Raw genomic sequence first — 15,102 nt, 5'->3', positions numbered from 1 at the left:
CAGCTAATCTAAAATTCTTCGTGGCTTTGTGGCTTTGTGCGAGAAAATCTGGGTCGCACAAAGACACTAAGCCACGAAGGCAGAAGGAGGTGGTGTCGGTCATGCCGGTGCCCTCGACAGGCTGGCCAGCGAGACGCCGTCGAGCGCACCACGGACCGCGCCGTTGACGACGTTCCAGTGCGGCTTGACCCGGCAATCGCCTTCCAGCGCGCAGTCGTGCCGGCCCTCGTCGACACAGGTCGTCATCGCGATCGGCCCCTCGACCGCCTCGATGATCTCCGCAAGCGAGATCGCCGCGGCAGGGCGCGCGAGGCGGAAACCGCCACCGGTGCCGCGCGTGCTCTCAATCAGCCCGCCCGCGGACAGGCGGCTGACGAGCTTCTGCACGGTCGGCAGCGGCAGCCCGGTCTCCTCGGCGAGTAGCGTCGCATTGAGCCGGCACGACGAGCCGCAATGTCGCGCAGCGGCGGACATCATCACGACGGCATAGTCGGCAAGGCTGGAAAGACGCATTAGCTCCAATCGGACGATATTGGTAGGATTGCAGATGGGGGTGCAGGGTGAGTCGGTCAACCCCTGTCGAAGGCTGGTGTCACCCTGAACTTGTTTCAGGGTCCACGGAGCCACGAGTCCGGTCCGTGCCCGTAGCGCGGTGGATGCTGAAACAAGTTCAGCATGACGGTAGCGAGGCGGGGGACGGCTCGCTACACACCGGCGCGCTTTGACGCGGGCCAGCACCAGTGTCATCAGGCCCCATGCTTTTCCCGCTCATCCGCCCCGCCCTTTTCGCGCTCGATGCGGAGCAGGCGCATGGCCTGACCATCGCGTTGCTGTCCAGATTCACCAGTAAGCCCCCCAAAAGCGCCCCGATCCTGCGGACCACCGTGGCTGGGCTCAATTTCGCCAACCCGCTCGGACTCGCCGCCGGGGTCGACAAGAACGGCGAAGCGATCGACGGCTTCTTCGGATTAGGCTTCGGCAGCGTCGAGATCGGCACGCTGACCCCCCTCCCGCAAGCGGGCAACCCGCGCCCGCGGCTGTTCCGCCTGGTCGAAGACGAAGCCGTCATCAACCGGATGGGGTTCAACAACGGCGGCATCCACGCCGCCCTCCCCCGCGCGAAGGCCGCGAAGCGGCGCGGGGTGCTCGGCATCAACGTCGGCGCGAACAAGGATGCGCCCGACCGGATCGCGGATTACGCCCACGGCGTCGCGGCGGCGGCACCGATCGCGGATTACGTCACGGTCAACATCTCGTCCCCCAACACGCCTGGCCTACGCGATCTCCAGCATGGCCGCGAACTGACCGACCTGCTCGCCGCCGCAGACGATGCGCGCCGGATCGGCAAGACACCCCGCCTGTTCCTCAAGGTCGCCCCCGATCTCGACGCGTCCGCGATCGACGCGATCGCGCGCGCGGCGATCGACCATCACGTCGATGCGCTGATCGTCAGCAACACGACGATCTCGCGCCCCGACCTGCGCTCGGCCAATGCGGGCGAGACGGGCGGCCTGTCGGGCGCACCGCTTGCACCGCTCGCCCGCCAGCGGTTGCGCGATTTCCGCAAGGCGACCGGGGGCACGATACCGCTGATCTCGGCGGGCGGGATCGACAGCGCGGACGAAGCCTATGCCCGCATCCGCGCCGGCGCGAGCCTGGTCCAGCTGTACAGCGCGCTGGTCTATCGCGGACCGGGCTTGGCACAGAGGATCACGCATGGCCTGGCAAAGGCGCTAGAACGCGACGGCTTTGCAAATGTGGCGGCTGCGGTTGGCGTCGACGGCTGATCGGCGCCGCTGCCATCCGCTTGAATTCTGGCTCGAACCCACCGATGCGCTGGCATGACGCCAGCCCGATGGATAGGGCGCGTTGATCCGCTTCGAAGGAATGGTCCGATGTCTGCACCCGAACTCATCCGCATCGCCACGCCGCATCTGTCCGCCGCGATCAATCCGCTCGGCGCGGAACTGACGCATCTCCACGATGCGGATGGCCGCGAATTGATGACGAACGCCGATCCGGCCTTCTGGGCGGGCCATGCGCCGTTGCTGTTCCCGGTCGTCGGGCGATTGAACGGCGACGTGCTCCACGTCGACGGCACCGCTTATCCGATGAAGCAACATGGCTTCGCCCGCCGCAGCCTGTTCAAGTTGGTCGAGCACGACGCGACGCGTGCGGTGTTCCTCCTCGAGGACAATGCGGAAACCCGCGCCGCCTATCCCTTCGCCTTCGCGTTGCGCGTGACCTACACGATCACCGACGCGACGCTGGCGATTTCGGTGGAGATCGAGAACCGCAACAACACCAGCCTCCCCGCGAGCTTCGGCTTCCACCCCGCCTTCGCCTGGCCGCTGCCTTACGGCTTGCCGCGGAGCGAGCACAGGATCGTCTTCGCCGCGGACGAACCCGACGCCCTGCGCGAACTCGCGGGCAATGCGATCATCGAACAGCGCCGCCCGTCTCCCCTCGACGGCCGCACGCTCGCGCTTGATGACGCGCTGTTCGAACGCGATGCGCTGATCTGGGATTCGGTCCGCTCGCGCAGCGTGCGCTATGGCGCGCCGACCGGGCCGCAGTTGCGGGTCGATTTCCCCGACATGCCGATGCTCGGGATCTGGACCAAGCCGGGTGCCGCCTTCATCTGTATCGAGCCGTGGCACGGCATCGCCGACCCGGCAGGCTTCGCGGGCGATATCCGCGAGAAACCGGGCATCGTCGAGATCGCGCCCGGTGCGACGCTGGCGTGCGCGATGCAGGTGACGTTGGAGGGCTGAGGCGCTACAGCGCAGCGATGAATCACACGTCCGACCGCCGCACCTTCGCGATCATCTCCCACCCAGACGCCGGCAAGACCACGCTGACCGAAAAGCTGCTGCTGTTCGGCGGCGCGATCCATCTTGCCGGCGAGGTCAAGGCACGCGGGCAGAACCGGCGTGCGCGCTCGGACTGGATGAAGATCGAGCAGCAGCGCGGCATCTCGGTGACGTCGTCGGTTATGACGTTCGAGCGCAACGGGCTGACCTTCAACCTGCTCGATACGCCGGGCCACGAGGACTTTTCCGAAGACACGTACCGCACGCTGACCGCGGTCGACTCCGCAGTCATGGTGATCGACGCCGCGCGCGGGATCGAGGCGCAGACGCGCAAGCTGTTCGAAGTCTGCCGGTTGCGTTCGGTGCCGATCATCACCTTCGTCAACAAGGTCGATCGCGAAGGGCGCCCGCCGTTCGAACTGCTCGACGAGATCGCCGAGATGCTCCAGCTCGATGTCACGCCGATGAGCTGGCCGGTCGGGATGGGGAGTGATTTCGAGGGGGTGTACGATCTCCACGCCAACAGCCTGAGCCAGCCAGAGGGGCCGAGCCGCGAGTTCCTCGGCAAGGCGCTGTCGTTCACCGGGCTCGACGATCCAGCGCTCGCTACGACGCTGAGCCCGGCGGGGCTGCAGTTGCTCCAGGACGAGTCCGAGCTCGCGCTTGGCGGTTATGGCGCGTTCGATGTCGAAGCGTATCGTGGCGGCGACCAGACCCCGGTCTATTTCGGCTCGGCGCTGAAGGAGTTCGGGGTCGCTGAACTGATCGACGCGCTCGGCCGCCATGCGCCGGGTCCGCGCCCGCAGCCCGCCGAGCCCGAGCAGGTGCTCCCCGAGCGTGCCGACGTCACCGGCTTCGTGTTCAAGGTCCAGGCGAACATGGACCCCAACCACCGCGATCGCATCGCGTTCATGCGGCTGTGTTCGGGCACGTTCAAGCGCGGCATGAAGCTGACCCCGACCGGACACGGCAAGCCGATCGCGATCCACTCGCCGATCCTGTTCTTCGCGCGCGAGCGCGAGCTCGCGGACGAGGCGTTTCCGGGCGACATCATCGGTATTCCCAACCACGGCACGCTGCGGGTGGGGGATACGCTATCCGAGCGCGCGGATGTGCGCTTCACCGGGCTGCCGAACTTTGCGCCCGAAATCCTGCGCCGCGTCGCATTGAAGGATCCGACCAAGACCAAGCAGTTGCGCAAGGCGCTCGACGACATGGCCGAAGAGGGCGTGACGCAGGTGTTCTACCCCGAGATCGGGTCGAACTGGATCATCGGCGTGGTGGGGCAGCTCCAGCTCGAGGTGCTGCTGTCGCGGCTCGAGGCGGAGTATAAGGTTGATGCGGGGCTCGAGATGGCGCCGTACGATACCGCGCGCTGGGTGTCGGCGAAGGATCCGGCGGATCTCAAGGCATTCATGGATTTGAACCGCACGTCGATGGCGAAGGATCGCGACAACAACCCCGTCTACATGGCGAAGACCGCTTGGGACGTGGGCTATGTCGCGGATCGCTACCCCAAGGTCACGTTCGCGGCGACGCGCGAACGCTAAGCCTTGAAGCAATAGCCAGCGTCCGTTCGGGCTGAGCGAAGTCGAAGCACCGCGCGTAAGGCAAGGGCCTTCGACTGCGCTCAGGCCGAACGGAGGCGGGTGAGTCCGGCGCGAGCGCCCTCAGGCCGCGGCGTCCTGCTCCAATGCCTCGACCAAGGCCTCGCGCACGGCGAGGATCGTGCCGTAACTCGCGGCGGGCAACGGCGCCCTGGCAGCGGGACGTTTGCGCTCCGCCATCAAGGCCTGCTGTACCCCGCGAATGGTATAGCCATCCTCGTTGAGCATCTTTGCGATGCGCTGCACCAGCGCCACGTCGGTCGGACGATAATAGCGCCGGTTACCAGCGCGTTGAAGTGGCCTCAGTTGCGGGAAACGCGTTTCCCAATAGCGCAGGATATGCTGCGGCAGACCCGTATCGCGCGATAGTTCGCCGATCGTACGGTAAGCCCCTTCCGCCTTGATCGGCGGCGTTGGCATTTCAGTCATGGTAAAGCTCAGTCTGCTTCGACGATGCGATCGCGCATCATCTGGCTGGCCCGAAATGTCAGTACACGACGCGGCGCGATGGGAACTTCGATTCCCGTCTTTGGGTTGCGACCGACCCGCTCCCCCTTGTCTCGTAGGACAAAGGTCCCAAACCCCGAGATCTTCACATTCTCACCCTTCGCGAGCGATCCGCACATGTGCGACAAGATCTGTTCGACCAGTCGCGACGAGTCCGCGCGCGACAGTCCGACTTGATGATGTAGTGCTTCGGCAAGATCTGCCCGTGTCAACGTTCCTGCAGGTGCCATTCCGGTATCCCTCCCCAAGCGGCAAGGCGTTGGTCTAACACACAGAAGGTGCAAACGGAAAGCTCTAGTTACAGAAGCGTAACAACGTCTGCCTCAAAAACGGACGACTGCGGCGCCCCAAGTGAAACCGCCGCCCATTGCTTCGAGCACGATCAAGTCACCCCGCTTGATCCGGCCGTCCTTTACCGCGGTGTCGAGCGCAAGTGGAACCGATGCAGCAGACGTGTTGGCATGTTGATCGACCGTGACGACGACCTTGTCGGGAGAAAGCCCCAATTTGCGCGCGGTGGCATCGAGGATCCGGGCATTGGCCTGGTGCGGCACGACCCAATCGACATCTTCGGCCGAAAGGCTACACGCTGCCAAGGTCTCGGTCATCACACCCGCCAAATTGACGACGGCGTGGCGAAACACTTCGCGGCCTTTCATGCGCACCTTGCCGACCGTTCCGGTGGTCGAGGGGCCGCCATCGACGTAGAGCAGTTCGTTATGCCGTCCGTCCGCGTGCAGACGAGTCGACAGGATTCCGCGCCCTTCCGCGCCCGCATCGCCATTGTCCTGACCTTCGAGAACGACCGCGCCGGCCCCGTCGCCAAACAGGACGCAGGTCGTGCGATCCTCCCAGTCGAGGATGCGGCTGAACGTCTCCGAACCGATCACCAGCGCACGGCGTGCCGAACCGGCGCGGATCATGCTGTCGGCGACCTGCAACGCGTAGAGGAAACCCGAACAGACCGCCGCGACGTCGAACGCCACGCAGTCGTTAATGCCCAGACTTGCTTGAACCTTGGTCGCGCTCGACGGAAAGGTCTGGTCCGGCGTCGCGGTCGCGAGTACGATCAGGTCGATGTCCTGTGCAGCCAGACCGGCAGCGCCAAGCGCGGCCCGGCACGCATCCGCCGCGAGCGTCGCAGTCGTCTCGTCTGGGGCGGCGATATGGCGGAACCGGATGCCGGTGCGCTCGACGATCCATTCGTCGGTCGTATCGACGGTTTCGGCGAGTTCCGCATTCGACACGCGCCGCGCCGGGAGGGCCGAACCGGTCCCGACGATTACCGAACGTATCATGCTGCCTTCGCCTCGAATTCACGCAAGTCCTCGACGATTCGCCGAGTCAGGTCATCCCGCACCATCTTGGCGGCGGCAGTGATCGCAGTCGCCACGCCAATCGCATTGGCGCTGCCATGACTTTTGACCACCAGCCCATTGAGGCCGAGGAAAACCGCGCCATTGTGATTGTTAGGGTCGAGATGATGCCGCAACAGGTCGGTCGCGGGCTTGGAGATCAGGAACCCGATCTTCGAACGAACCGACGACCGGAACGCCCGCTTGAGCAAGTCCGCAACGAATCGCGCGGTGCCCTCGGCGGTCTTGAGCGCGATGTTGCCGGAAAATCCGTCGCATACGATCACATCGACGTCGCCGCGCGACAGCTTGTCGCCCTCGATGAAGCCGGTGAACTGCAACGGGAGATGCGATGCATGGCGCAACGCCTGCGCCGCATCGCGGATCACGTCGGTCCCCTTCTGGTCCTCGCTGCCGATGTTGAGCAGCGCGACTCGCGGACGCGCGAGATCAAGCGAAGTGCGCGCGTACGCGGCCCCCATCACGGCAAATTGGATGAGGTTTCGTGCATCGCACTCGGTGTTGGCACCGAGATCTAGCACGACGGTATCGTTATTCCCCAGCGTCGGCATCAAACCGGCCAACGCAGGGCGATCGATTCCCGGGATCATCCGCAGCGACAGCTTCGCCATCGCCATCATCGCGCCGGTGTTGCCAGCGGAGACGCACGCGGCGGCCCTACCCTGCTTCACCAGATCGATCGCGATCCCCATCGACGTCTTCTTGGACCGGCGAATCGCCTGCGTAGGCTTTTCGCTGGACCCAACGACCTCGGGCGCATGCACGATTTCAACGTGCGGAGCGAGATCCGGATGCCGTTTGAGTTCGGCAGCGATCGCCTCCTCGTCACCGACGAGCAGGAAATGCATATCCTGGAACCGTTGGCGTGCGCGGGCGACCCCGGCCAGCACGACTGCCAGCCCTTCGTCGCCACCCATCGCGTCGATCGCGATACGGGAGCTGTTCGTCACGCTGGCAGCTCCCTATACACGCCCGATGGCACGATCCGTTGCCGATCCCGTCAGGATCAGCCTTCGACCGAGACGATCTCGCGGCCGTTATAATGGCCGCACGCCGTGCAGAGGTTATGCGGACGCTTCAGTTCGCCGCAGTTCGGGCATTCCTGAAACGACGCAATGGTCAGCGAGTCGTGCGAACGACGCATGCCGCGCTTGGACGGCGTGGTTTTTTCTTTTTGGGACGGCCATTTCGGCGAAACCTTATACTTGTCTAAACCGGTGCGATAAGCCCGAACCAGGTACGACGCAATCGACGTCATGGTCGACCGCGCAAGCGGCACCGGCGGCCAGACATCTCGCGAAGATGGCGGGCTATAGCGATTCTGCGCGGCGTTGCAAGCGCTGCCCGCGCGTGCGACGGGTTCGATCTGCGAATAAGGGGACAATTTGCGATGATATCCGGTTCAGACATGACGATCTCGCTCGCAACCGCGGGCGCTGCGGCGATTATCAACCTCTGGCTTGCGATTCGCATCGGGGCGGTCCGGACCAAGTCGAAGGTCATGATCGGCGATGGCGGCAACGAAATGCTGATTCGCCGGATGCGCGCTCAAGCCAATTTTGTCGAATACGCGCCTTTCATCCTGATCCTGATCGCCCTGATCGAGTTCACATCGGGCAGCTCGTGGTGGTTGTGGGCGGCAAGCGCCGCCTTCCTGATCGCGCGCATTCTGCACGCGCTGGGGATGGATGGCCTGAAGATCGGGCGGATGATCGGGACGATCGTGACCTTTGGCTTGCTGCTCGGGCTTGGCGGCTATGCCATCGCGGTGCCGCTGATGGGGCATCCTGCCACGCATGTCGTGGCGCCGAGCGTGGCCCCGGCGGGCTAAAGACTACGTCGTCCCGATCGGAAATCTGAGCGGTCGCGGGTATTCCCGCTCGACCGCTCAGGCCGACCGTGGCTCAGGCCGCCAGTGCGGCGTCGCTGACGAACATGTTGGTAGCCCGCTCGTGCGCGATCGTGCTTGCCGGGCCGTGGCCGGGCAGGAACGTCGTCTCATCGCCCAGCGGCCATAGTTTCGTGACGATCGATTCGATCAGTTGTGGATGGCTGCCGCGTGGAAAGTCGGTTCGTCCGACCGATCCGGCGAACAGCACGTCGCCGACGATCGCGAGCTTCGATGGGGCATGGTGGAAAATGACGTGCCCCGGCGTGTGCCCCGGCGTTTCGTAAACGTCGAGCACGAGATCGCCGACGGTCACCGTATCCCCTTCGACCAGCCAGCGGTCGGGTTCGAAATTGATCCCCGGAATGCCGTATTGCGCCCCACTCTCGGACAGGGTCGCGGTCAGGAAGCGGTCCTCTTCGTGCGGCCCCTCGATCGCTACGCCATATTCGTCCGCAAGCGGCTTCGCCTCGCCACAATGGTCGATGTGGCCGTGCGTCAGGATGACCTTTTCGATCGTCACGCCGTGCTGCGCCGCCGCCGCGCGCAATTTGGGCAGGTCGCCGCCGGGATCGACGAACGCACCGCGCATCGTCGCCGTACACCATAATAACGTGCAATTCTGTTGCAGCGGCGTAACCGGGACAATCGCTGCGCGGAGGGGTGGAATGCTCATCACCGATGGATAGGGTGCTGGAGCAAGTCGGGCAAGGATCCGCTAGCCTCGCACAAAGACCGTACGCCGGGGGTTGCCCCGGACGCGCCAAGCGGGGCATCTGGCAACCAGCCATGCTCAGTCTTCAGACCAAGCCCTTCGTATTGCTCGACGATGCCCGCGCAGACGGGGCGCCGGCCCGTCTGTATGTTGAGCCAGTTCGGATTCTTACGGCACAGACCCTGAACGAGATCGACGCGGTCCTGATGGCGCTGCGCGAGGCCCGCAAGGCCGGGCTCGATGCCGTGGGCTATTTTGCTTATGATGCCGCGGCCGCGTTCGAGCCCGCACTCGGTCGAGTGGCTCCGGAGGGAGACGTATCGCTCCCGCTGGCGTGGTTCGGGCTGTTTAACGGCTATCGCACGATCGCGCCCGAAGACGTTCCCGGTTTGCTCCCCGACCCCGCCGGTGCGTGGAACGCGCCCCCCGAACCCCAGATTGCGCTCTCGACCTACGACTCGCAGTTTGCGGCGGTGCAGGCGGAGATCGTCGCGGGCGGATTGTATCAGGCGAACCTTACCTATCGTGCGCGGATGCGGGTCCACGGCGACCCGTTGTCGCTCTACGCCCGGCTGCGGACGCGGGCGGGGGCCGGGTTCGGCGCGTTGATCGATACCGGCGACGCGACGATCCTGTCGCTGTCGCCCGAACTGTTCTTCGCGCTGGAGGGGGATCGACTAACCTGTCGCCCGATGAAGGGCACGGCGCGGCGCGAAGCTGGTTACGCCACGGATGCCGCAGCCGCCGCCGCGCTCACGCAGGACCCCAAGCAACGCGCCGAGAACCTGATGATCGTCGATCTGATGCGCAACGATCTGGCGCGAATCGCCCGCCCCGGGTCGGTCGCCGTGCCGAGCCTGTTCGCGGTCGAGAGTTATCCCACCGTTCATCAGATGGTTTCCACCGTCACCGCAGACCTTGCGGCAGGCTCTGATGCGGTCGACGTGCTCGCGGCGCTCTTCCCATGCGGGTCGATCACGGGCGCGCCCAAGATCGCCGCGATGCACGCCATCGCCCGGATCGAAGCCAGCCCGCGCGGGCTCTATACCGGCACGATCGCTCGCTTCGATGCGACCGGCGATGCGATGGCGAACGTTGCGATCCGGACCGTCGCGTGGCGCAAGGGTGCCGACACTGCAGACCTGGGCGCCGGCGGTGGGATCGTCGCCGATTCGAGTCCCGCGGCGGAATGGGACGAGGCGAAGGCCAAACTCGCGTTTCTGACGCACGACGTCCGGCGCTTCGACCTGATCGAGACGATGGCCTTCGACCCATACCAGGGTCTGTTGCTGCTGGAGACGCATCTCGCGCGCCTGGCGGAAAGTGCACGCACGTTCGACTTCGCCTTCGACCGGCATATCGCGCGCAACGAGTTGCAGGCCGCGACCTTCCGGTTGCGGACCGCTGCGCGCGTGCGGCTCGTGCTCTCGCCGAGCGGGGCGGTCGCGGTCGAAATCGGCGCGATGCCCGCCGCGCTCGCCGAACCGGTCAGCGTGGAGGTCGTGCCCCTGCCGGTCGCCCCGGCGGACATCCGACTGCGCCACAAAACGAGCGACCGAAGCTTCTACGATACCGCGCGACGAGACTCCGACTGTTTCGAGGTCGTGTTCGAACGCCCGGACGGCCGGTTGACCGAAGGAAGCTTCACCTCGCTGTTCGTGCCGCGCGGGGATGTGCTGGTAACCCCTCCCCTCGCCGACGGATTGTTGCCGGGGGTGTTGCGCGCCGACTTGCTGGCAAGCGGTCGCGCGGTGGAAGGGCATCTCACCCATGCGGACCTGACGAACGAATTTTTCATCGGCAACGCGCTTCGCGGACTGATTCGTGCGCGACGAACGGTTGCGGCGTCGCGCTTCGCACGATAAGCGCTCGCGCGTCCGTTGCCACCCGACCAAGGCTCATTGCTATGAATCCCTCCGCCGCGCTCAACCGTATCAAGCCGTCGCCGACGCTTGCCATCACGTCGCGGGTGCAGGAATTGAAGCGTGCAGGCGTCGACGTGATCGGCCTGGGGGCGGGCGAGCCCGATTTCGACACCCCCGATTTCGTCAAGGAAGCCGCGATCAAGGCGATCCGAGACGGCCAGACCAAGTACACCAACGTCGACGGCACGCCCGAGTTGAAGGCCGCCATCGTCGCGAAATTCGCGCGCGACAACGGCCTGACCTACGCGACCGACCAAGTCACCGTGAACGTCGGCGGCAAGCACACGCTGTTCAACGCGATCGTCGCGACGGTCGGGGCGGGTGACGAAGTCATCGTCCCCGCGCCTTATTGGGTCAGCTACCCCGACGTGGTGCTGTTCGCAGGCGGCACGCCGGTGTTCGTCGCGGCCGGCCCCGCGCAGGGGTACAAACTGCTCCCCGAGCAGCTCGAAGCAGCGATCACGCCCAAGACCAAGTGGGTCATCCTCAACTCGCCGTCCAACCCGACCGGCGCCGCCTATACCGCTGCCGAATTGAAGGCGCTCGGCGACGTGCTCGAACGTCACCCGCACGTCTGGATCTTCTCGGACGATATGTACGAGCACATCCTGTACGACGGTTTCGACTTCGCGACGATCGCGCAGGTCTGCCCGTCGCTCTACGAGCGCACGCTCACCGTCAACGGCTGCTCCAAGGCCTATGCGATGACCGGCTGGCGGATCGGTTATGCGGGTGGAGCATCGTGGTTGATCAAGGCGATGGCCAAGCTCCAGTCGCAATCGACCAGCAACCCCTGCTCGATCGCGCAGGCCGCGGCGGTCGCGGCGCTCAACGGCGACCAGTCGTTCCTCAAGGAGCGCGCGGCGGCGTTCCAGGTGCGGCGCGACCTCGTCGTCGGCATGCTCAACGCTGCCGAAGGGATCACCTGCCCCAAGCCCGACGGCGCCTTCTACGTCTATCCCGAATTCTCCGCGCTGATCGGCAAGTCGACTCCATCGGGCAAGCTGATCGACACGGACGAAGCGATGGTCGCCTATCTGCTCGACGACGCGAAGGTCGCGGCGGTGCAGGGCGCGGCGTTCGGCCTGTCGCCCGCGATGCGGATTTCCTACGCGACGTCGGATGCGTTGCTCACGTCGGCATGCGAGCGGATCCAGGCGGCGTGCGCCGCCTTGAGGTGAACCGCAGCCGAAACGATCGTTCAGCTTTCGGCAACGCTGAGTTTGCGAATTATCTCTTGTCGCGGTGCAGCATCAGGACGATGTGAGCCGTGACGCGATGGGCACTTTTGCCGTTGCGAAGAGGTAAGACGATGCGCAGCATCCTGAAGTCGGATTTCGTTTGGCAGTTCGTTGGCGGTTTCGCGCTGGGCGCGATCGCGCTTGTGACGCTGCATCCGGTCGAAGGTGCGCATGCCGCTACGCGCACGCAGGTTGCCGCGACGCGCTGAGCTTTTTGCGTCGTTCCCGCAAACAGTAACCCCGTCATTCCCGCGAAGGCGGGAAACCATTGATACTAGCGGCTTATAAGACGGGCACCGTCAGCCAGTATGGATCCCCGCCTTCGCGGGGATAACGAAAGTGGCGGGGATGACGGTGTGAGGAGAGGGGACGCCCCCCTTACCCTTCCAGACTCTTCGACGCCTGTTCGAACATGTCCTTAGACAGCCCCGGCGTTGCCACTATCCGCTCCAGTTCCGCCCGCATCAACCCGGCCCGCGCCGAATCGAACCGCCGCCAACGCCCGAGCGGCGGAATCAGCTTCGCCGCCGTCTGCGGATTGAGCTTGTCGAGCGCGATCAGCTGGTCCGCCAGGAACCGATAGCCCGCCCCCGACGCCGCGTTGAACGCGCGCTGATTGACCCCGAACGCGCCGATCAACGCCCGCGCGCGGTTGGGATTGGCCAGCGTGAAGTCGCGGTGCCGCGACAGCGCCTCGACCGCCGCGCCGGTATCGTCGCGCGGCGCCATCGCCTGTACCGAGAACCACTTGTCGAGCACCAGCGCATTGTCGCTGTAGCGGTTGTAGAAAATGTCGAGTGCGGGCTCGCGCTGCGGCGCATCCCCGCCGACCAGCGTCGCGAGCGCGCTTTGCCGGTCGGTCATGTTGTCCGCCGCCTCGAACTGCGCAAACGCGAGGTCGCCCGCATCCACCGCGCCCGATGCCGCGATATACCCCAGCGCGACCGCCTTGAGCCGTCGCTGGCCCTTCGCTTCGGGCGAATAGACATAGCCGCCGTCGCTTTGCGAGCGGTCATACGCTTCGCGCCATTGTGGCTCGAGCCCGCGCCCGATGTGGCGGCGCAGCGCCTCGCGCGCACGGAAGATCGCCTCGGGATCGACGATCGCCAACTGATCGCCGATGAAGCTCTCCGATGGCAGCAGCACTGCCTCAGCGATGAAAGCGGCATCGAGCGCTGCATCCGCAAGCGTTCCCCGCACCGCCGCAACCACGGCGGCATGATCCGCGCGACCGCTCGATGCACCCTCGACCAGCGTGTCGAGCATCAACTGCTGCAGCGCCTCGTAGCGCGCGAACGGATCGTCGTCATGCGCGCCGAGGAACGCGAGGTCTTCGGCGGTCCGGTCGGTCGCAATGATGGCAGGGGCGGAAAAGCCGCGGTTGATCGACAGGACGGGCCGCTCGGTGACGGTCTCGAACACGATCGTCTGCTCGGCATCGGTCAGCAGGATCGTCTGCTCGTCGGTCAGCGCATGGCCGGTCTCCGCGCCGAACAGCTTGATCTTGAGCGGAAGCACGACCGGAAGCTTGTCAGCTTGCCCCGGCGTCGGCGGGGTGCGCTGTGTCAGCACCAGCTCGGCACGCGCCGAGCCCAGATGGTGGGTCAACGACGCCGTGACGCGCGGGGTGCCAGCCTGCCCGTACCAGTTGCGGAATTGCTTGAGATCGACCCCGCTCGCGTCCTCGAGGCTCGCAACGAAGTCCTCGCAGGTCGCCGCCGTCCCGTCGAACCGATTGAAATACAGATCGGTGCCCGCACGGAACCGCTCCGCGCCAAGCATCGTCGCGAGCATCCGGATGATCTCGGCGCCCTTGTTGTAGATCGTCGCCGTGTAGAAATTCGAGATTTCCTGATACGCATCGGGCCGGATCGGGTGCGCAAGCGGCCCTGCATCCTCCGGGAACTGCGCCGCGCGAAGCCCGCGCACGTCCTCGATCCGCTTGACCGCGGCCGAGCCCTGGTCGGCGGAGAAGGTCTGGTCGCGATAGACCGTAAAGCCTTCCTTCAGCGAAAGCTGGAACCAGTCGCGGCAGGTGACGCGGTTACCCGACCAGTTGTGGAAATACTCGTGCGCCACGACTGCGGCGATCGCGTCGTAATCGTAATCGGTCGCGGTGTCGGGGTCCGCTAGGATGTAGCGGCTGTTGAAGACGTTGAGCCCCTTATTCTCCATCGCGCCGAAGTTGAAGTCGTCGACCGCGACGATGTTGAACACGTCGAGGTCATATTCGCGGCCATAGACCCGCTCGTCCCACGCCATCGACGTCTTGAGCGCATCGAGCGCATGATGCGTGCGCTGCAGATCGCCCTCGCGAACCCAGATGCCGAGCTCGACCGTCCGGCCCGAGCTGGTGACGAACGTGCCCCGGTTGACGGCGAGATCGCCCGCGACCAGCGCGAAGAGATAGCACGGCTTGGGGAAGGGATCGTTCCACTCCGCCCAATGCCGCCCGTCGCCTGCGTCGCCCTGCGCGACCGGATCGCCGTTCGCGAGCAGCACCGGATAGCGCGCCTTGTCCGCGGTCATCCGCACGCTGTAGCGGCTGAGCACGTCGGGGCGATCGGGGAAGAAGGTGATGCGGCGGAAGCCCTCCGCCTCGCACTGGGTGCAGAGATTGCCGCCCGAAGCGTAGAGCCCCATCAGCTGCGTGTTCCGATCGGGTGCGATCTCGACGACCGTCTCGACGACATGCGACGCGCCGGTCAGCGGCAGCACGAGCGCGCCGTCCTCGATCACCCATTCGTTGATCGCGACGCCGTCCACCATCACCGACAGCAGCGTCTGCCCTTCGCCGTCGAGCCGCAGCGGGCGATGATGCGCATCGCTGCGTTCCACCGTCAGCGTCGCGCGAACCTGCGTCCGCGCCGGGTCCAGATCGAAATCGAGCGAGATCTCGGGCACTTGCCAGTCCGGCGGCGTGTAATCCGCGCGACGAGTGACGTGCGGTTGGGCGAGGCTGGTCTGGATATCGAGCATGGTCAAAGATGTAGGCAGCGGAATGCCGCCATGCCACCGAAATCGCCTGCG

At 65.3% G+C, this 15,102-nt stretch carries 14 protein-coding genes and 1 pseudogene; 7 read left to right on the top strand and 8 right to left on the bottom strand.

Annotated features, from left to right (window positions below; genetic code table 11):
- Positions 1 to 99: 99 nt before the first annotated feature.
- On the bottom strand, positions 100 to 513 hold the full coding sequence (locus ABIC16_RS03965; RefSeq protein WP_131530404.1) for an SUF system Fe-S cluster assembly regulator: 414 nt from the start codon (positions 511 to 513) through the stop codon (positions 100 to 102).
- 242 nt (positions 514 to 755) lie between these two features.
- On the opposite strand from ABIC16_RS03965, the gene ABIC16_RS03960 reads away from it, so the two are divergent.
- The 3 genes from ABIC16_RS03960 to ABIC16_RS03950 all read left to right on the top strand — a co-directional run bounded on the left by ABIC16_RS03960 (position 756) and on the right by ABIC16_RS03950 (position 4,363).
- Positions 756 to 1,787: a quinone-dependent dihydroorotate dehydrogenase gene (locus ABIC16_RS03960; protein WP_354290109.1), complete on the top strand. Its 1,032-nt coding sequence runs from the start codon at positions 756 to 758 to the stop codon at positions 1,785 to 1,787.
- Positions 1,788 to 1,895: 108 nt separating this feature from the next.
- Positions 1,896 to 2,774 carry an aldose 1-epimerase family protein gene (locus ABIC16_RS03955; RefSeq protein WP_354290108.1) on the top strand — a complete coding sequence of 293 codons (879 nt, stop codon included), beginning with the start codon at positions 1,896 to 1,898 and terminating at the stop codon, positions 2,772 to 2,774.
- Positions 2,775 to 2,791: 17 nt separating this feature from the next.
- Positions 2,792 to 4,363, top strand: a complete 1,572-nt coding sequence (locus ABIC16_RS03950) for a peptide chain release factor 3 (RefSeq protein WP_354290107.1) — start codon at positions 2,792 to 2,794, stop codon at positions 4,361 to 4,363.
- 120 nt (positions 4,364 to 4,483) lie between these two features.
- Here ABIC16_RS03950 and ABIC16_RS03945 read toward each other — a convergent pair whose 3' ends face one another.
- The 5 genes and pseudogenes from ABIC16_RS03945 to rpmF form a co-directional block, all read right to left on the bottom strand.
- A complete protein-coding gene (locus ABIC16_RS03945; protein WP_354290106.1) occupies positions 4,484 to 4,849 on the bottom strand; it encodes a MerR family transcriptional regulator in 366 nt (121 codons plus the stop codon).
- An 8-nt stretch (positions 4,850 to 4,857) separates the two neighbouring features.
- A complete protein-coding gene (locus ABIC16_RS03940; RefSeq protein ID WP_277970930.1) occupies positions 4,858 to 5,157 on the bottom strand; it encodes an integration host factor subunit alpha in 300 nt (99 codons plus the stop codon).
- 93 nt (positions 5,158 to 5,250) lie between these two features.
- Positions 5,251 to 6,225, bottom strand: a complete 975-nt coding sequence (locus tag ABIC16_RS03935) for a beta-ketoacyl-ACP synthase III (protein WP_354290105.1) — start codon at positions 6,223 to 6,225, stop codon at positions 5,251 to 5,253.
- The gene (gene plsX, locus ABIC16_RS03930) at positions 6,222 to 7,253 is read right to left on the bottom strand and encodes a phosphate acyltransferase PlsX (RefSeq protein WP_354290104.1); all 1,032 of its coding nucleotides are present in this window, start codon (positions 7,251 to 7,253) and stop codon (positions 6,222 to 6,224) included. The genes ABIC16_RS03935 and plsX overlap by 4 nt, the downstream gene beginning before the upstream one ends.
- A 56-nt stretch (positions 7,254 to 7,309) precedes the next feature.
- Positions 7,310 to 7,490 (bottom strand): annotated as a pseudogene (rpmF, locus tag ABIC16_RS03925) (50S ribosomal protein L32).
- A gap of 221 nt (positions 7,491 to 7,711) precedes the next feature.
- On the opposite strand from rpmF, the gene ABIC16_RS03920 reads away from it, so the two are divergent.
- Entirely contained in the window at positions 7,712 to 8,134 is a 423-nt protein-coding gene (locus ABIC16_RS03920; RefSeq protein ID WP_277970947.1) for an MAPEG family protein, read from the top strand.
- A 73-nt stretch (positions 8,135 to 8,207) separates the two neighbouring features.
- Here the strand turns inward: ABIC16_RS03920 and ABIC16_RS03915 are convergent, their stop codons facing one another.
- Entirely contained in the window at positions 8,208 to 8,867 is a 660-nt protein-coding gene (locus tag ABIC16_RS03915; protein WP_277970926.1) for an MBL fold metallo-hydrolase, read from the bottom strand.
- Between the two features lie 113 nt (positions 8,868 to 8,980).
- On the opposite strand from ABIC16_RS03915, the gene pabB reads away from it, so the two are divergent.
- The 3 genes from pabB to ABIC16_RS03900 all read left to right on the top strand — a co-directional run bounded on the left by pabB (position 8,981) and on the right by ABIC16_RS03900 (position 12,281).
- The gene (gene pabB / locus ABIC16_RS03910) at positions 8,981 to 10,771 is read left to right on the top strand and encodes an aminodeoxychorismate synthase component I (protein ID WP_354290103.1); all 1,791 of its coding nucleotides are present in this window, start codon (positions 8,981 to 8,983) and stop codon (positions 10,769 to 10,771) included.
- 41 nt (positions 10,772 to 10,812) lie between these two features.
- Positions 10,813 to 12,012, top strand: coding sequence for a pyridoxal phosphate-dependent aminotransferase (locus ABIC16_RS03905; protein WP_354290102.1), 1,200 nt, complete (start codon positions 10,813 to 10,815; stop codon positions 12,010 to 12,012).
- Positions 12,013 to 12,143: 131 nt separating this feature from the next.
- Positions 12,144 to 12,281, top strand: coding sequence for a hypothetical protein (locus tag ABIC16_RS03900; protein WP_277970923.1), 138 nt, complete (start codon positions 12,144 to 12,146; stop codon positions 12,279 to 12,281).
- Between the two features lie 169 nt (positions 12,282 to 12,450).
- On the opposite strand, the gene pepN is transcribed toward ABIC16_RS03900, so the two are convergent.
- On the bottom strand, positions 12,451 to 15,051 hold the full coding sequence (pepN, locus tag ABIC16_RS03895) for an aminopeptidase N (RefSeq protein WP_354292258.1): 2,601 nt from the start codon (positions 15,049 to 15,051) through the stop codon (positions 12,451 to 12,453).
- Between the last annotated feature and the right edge of the window lie 51 nt (positions 15,052 to 15,102).

Origin of the sequence: Sphingomonas sp. PvP055, assembly GCF_040546365.1 — a bacterium.
GTDB classification, from domain to species: Bacteria; Pseudomonadota; Alphaproteobacteria; order Sphingomonadales; family Sphingomonadaceae; genus Sphingomonas; species Sphingomonas echinoides_A.
The sequence above is the reverse complement of the archived record's forward strand: the minus strand, read 5'-3'. Positions and strand labels throughout refer to the sequence as shown.

Coding starts and splice junctions, on each gene's coding strand:
- ABIC16_RS03965 (WP_131530404.1), bottom strand. CDS start 513: ATGCGTCTTTCCAGCCTTGCCGACTATGCCGTCGTGATGATGTCCGCC.
- ABIC16_RS03960 (WP_354290109.1), top strand. CDS start 756: ATGCTTTTCCCGCTCATCCGCCCCGCCCTTTTCGCGCTCGATGCGGAG.
- ABIC16_RS03955 (WP_354290108.1), top strand. CDS start 1,896: ATGTCTGCACCCGAACTCATCCGCATCGCCACGCCGCATCTGTCCGCC.
- ABIC16_RS03950 (WP_354290107.1), top strand. CDS start 2,792: ATGAATCACACGTCCGACCGCCGCACCTTCGCGATCATCTCCCACCCA.
- ABIC16_RS03945 (WP_354290106.1), bottom strand. CDS start 4,849: ATGACTGAAATGCCAACGCCGCCGATCAAGGCGGAAGGGGCTTACCGT.
- ABIC16_RS03940 (WP_277970930.1), bottom strand. CDS start 5,157: ATGGCACCTGCAGGAACGTTGACACGGGCAGATCTTGCCGAAGCACTA.
- ABIC16_RS03935 (WP_354290105.1), bottom strand. CDS start 6,225: ATGATACGTTCGGTAATCGTCGGGACCGGTTCGGCCCTCCCGGCGCGG.
- ABIC16_RS03920 (WP_277970947.1), top strand. CDS start 7,712: ATGACGATCTCGCTCGCAACCGCGGGCGCTGCGGCGATTATCAACCTC.
- ABIC16_RS03915 (WP_277970926.1), bottom strand. CDS start 8,867: ATGAGCATTCCACCCCTCCGCGCAGCGATTGTCCCGGTTACGCCGCTG.
- pabB (WP_354290103.1), top strand. CDS start 8,981: ATGCTCAGTCTTCAGACCAAGCCCTTCGTATTGCTCGACGATGCCCGC.
- ABIC16_RS03905 (WP_354290102.1), top strand. CDS start 10,813: ATGAATCCCTCCGCCGCGCTCAACCGTATCAAGCCGTCGCCGACGCTT.
- ABIC16_RS03900 (WP_277970923.1), top strand. CDS start 12,144: ATGCGCAGCATCCTGAAGTCGGATTTCGTTTGGCAGTTCGTTGGCGGT.
- pepN (WP_354292258.1), bottom strand. CDS start 15,051: ATGCTCGATATCCAGACCAGCCTCGCCCAACCGCACGTCACTCGTCGC.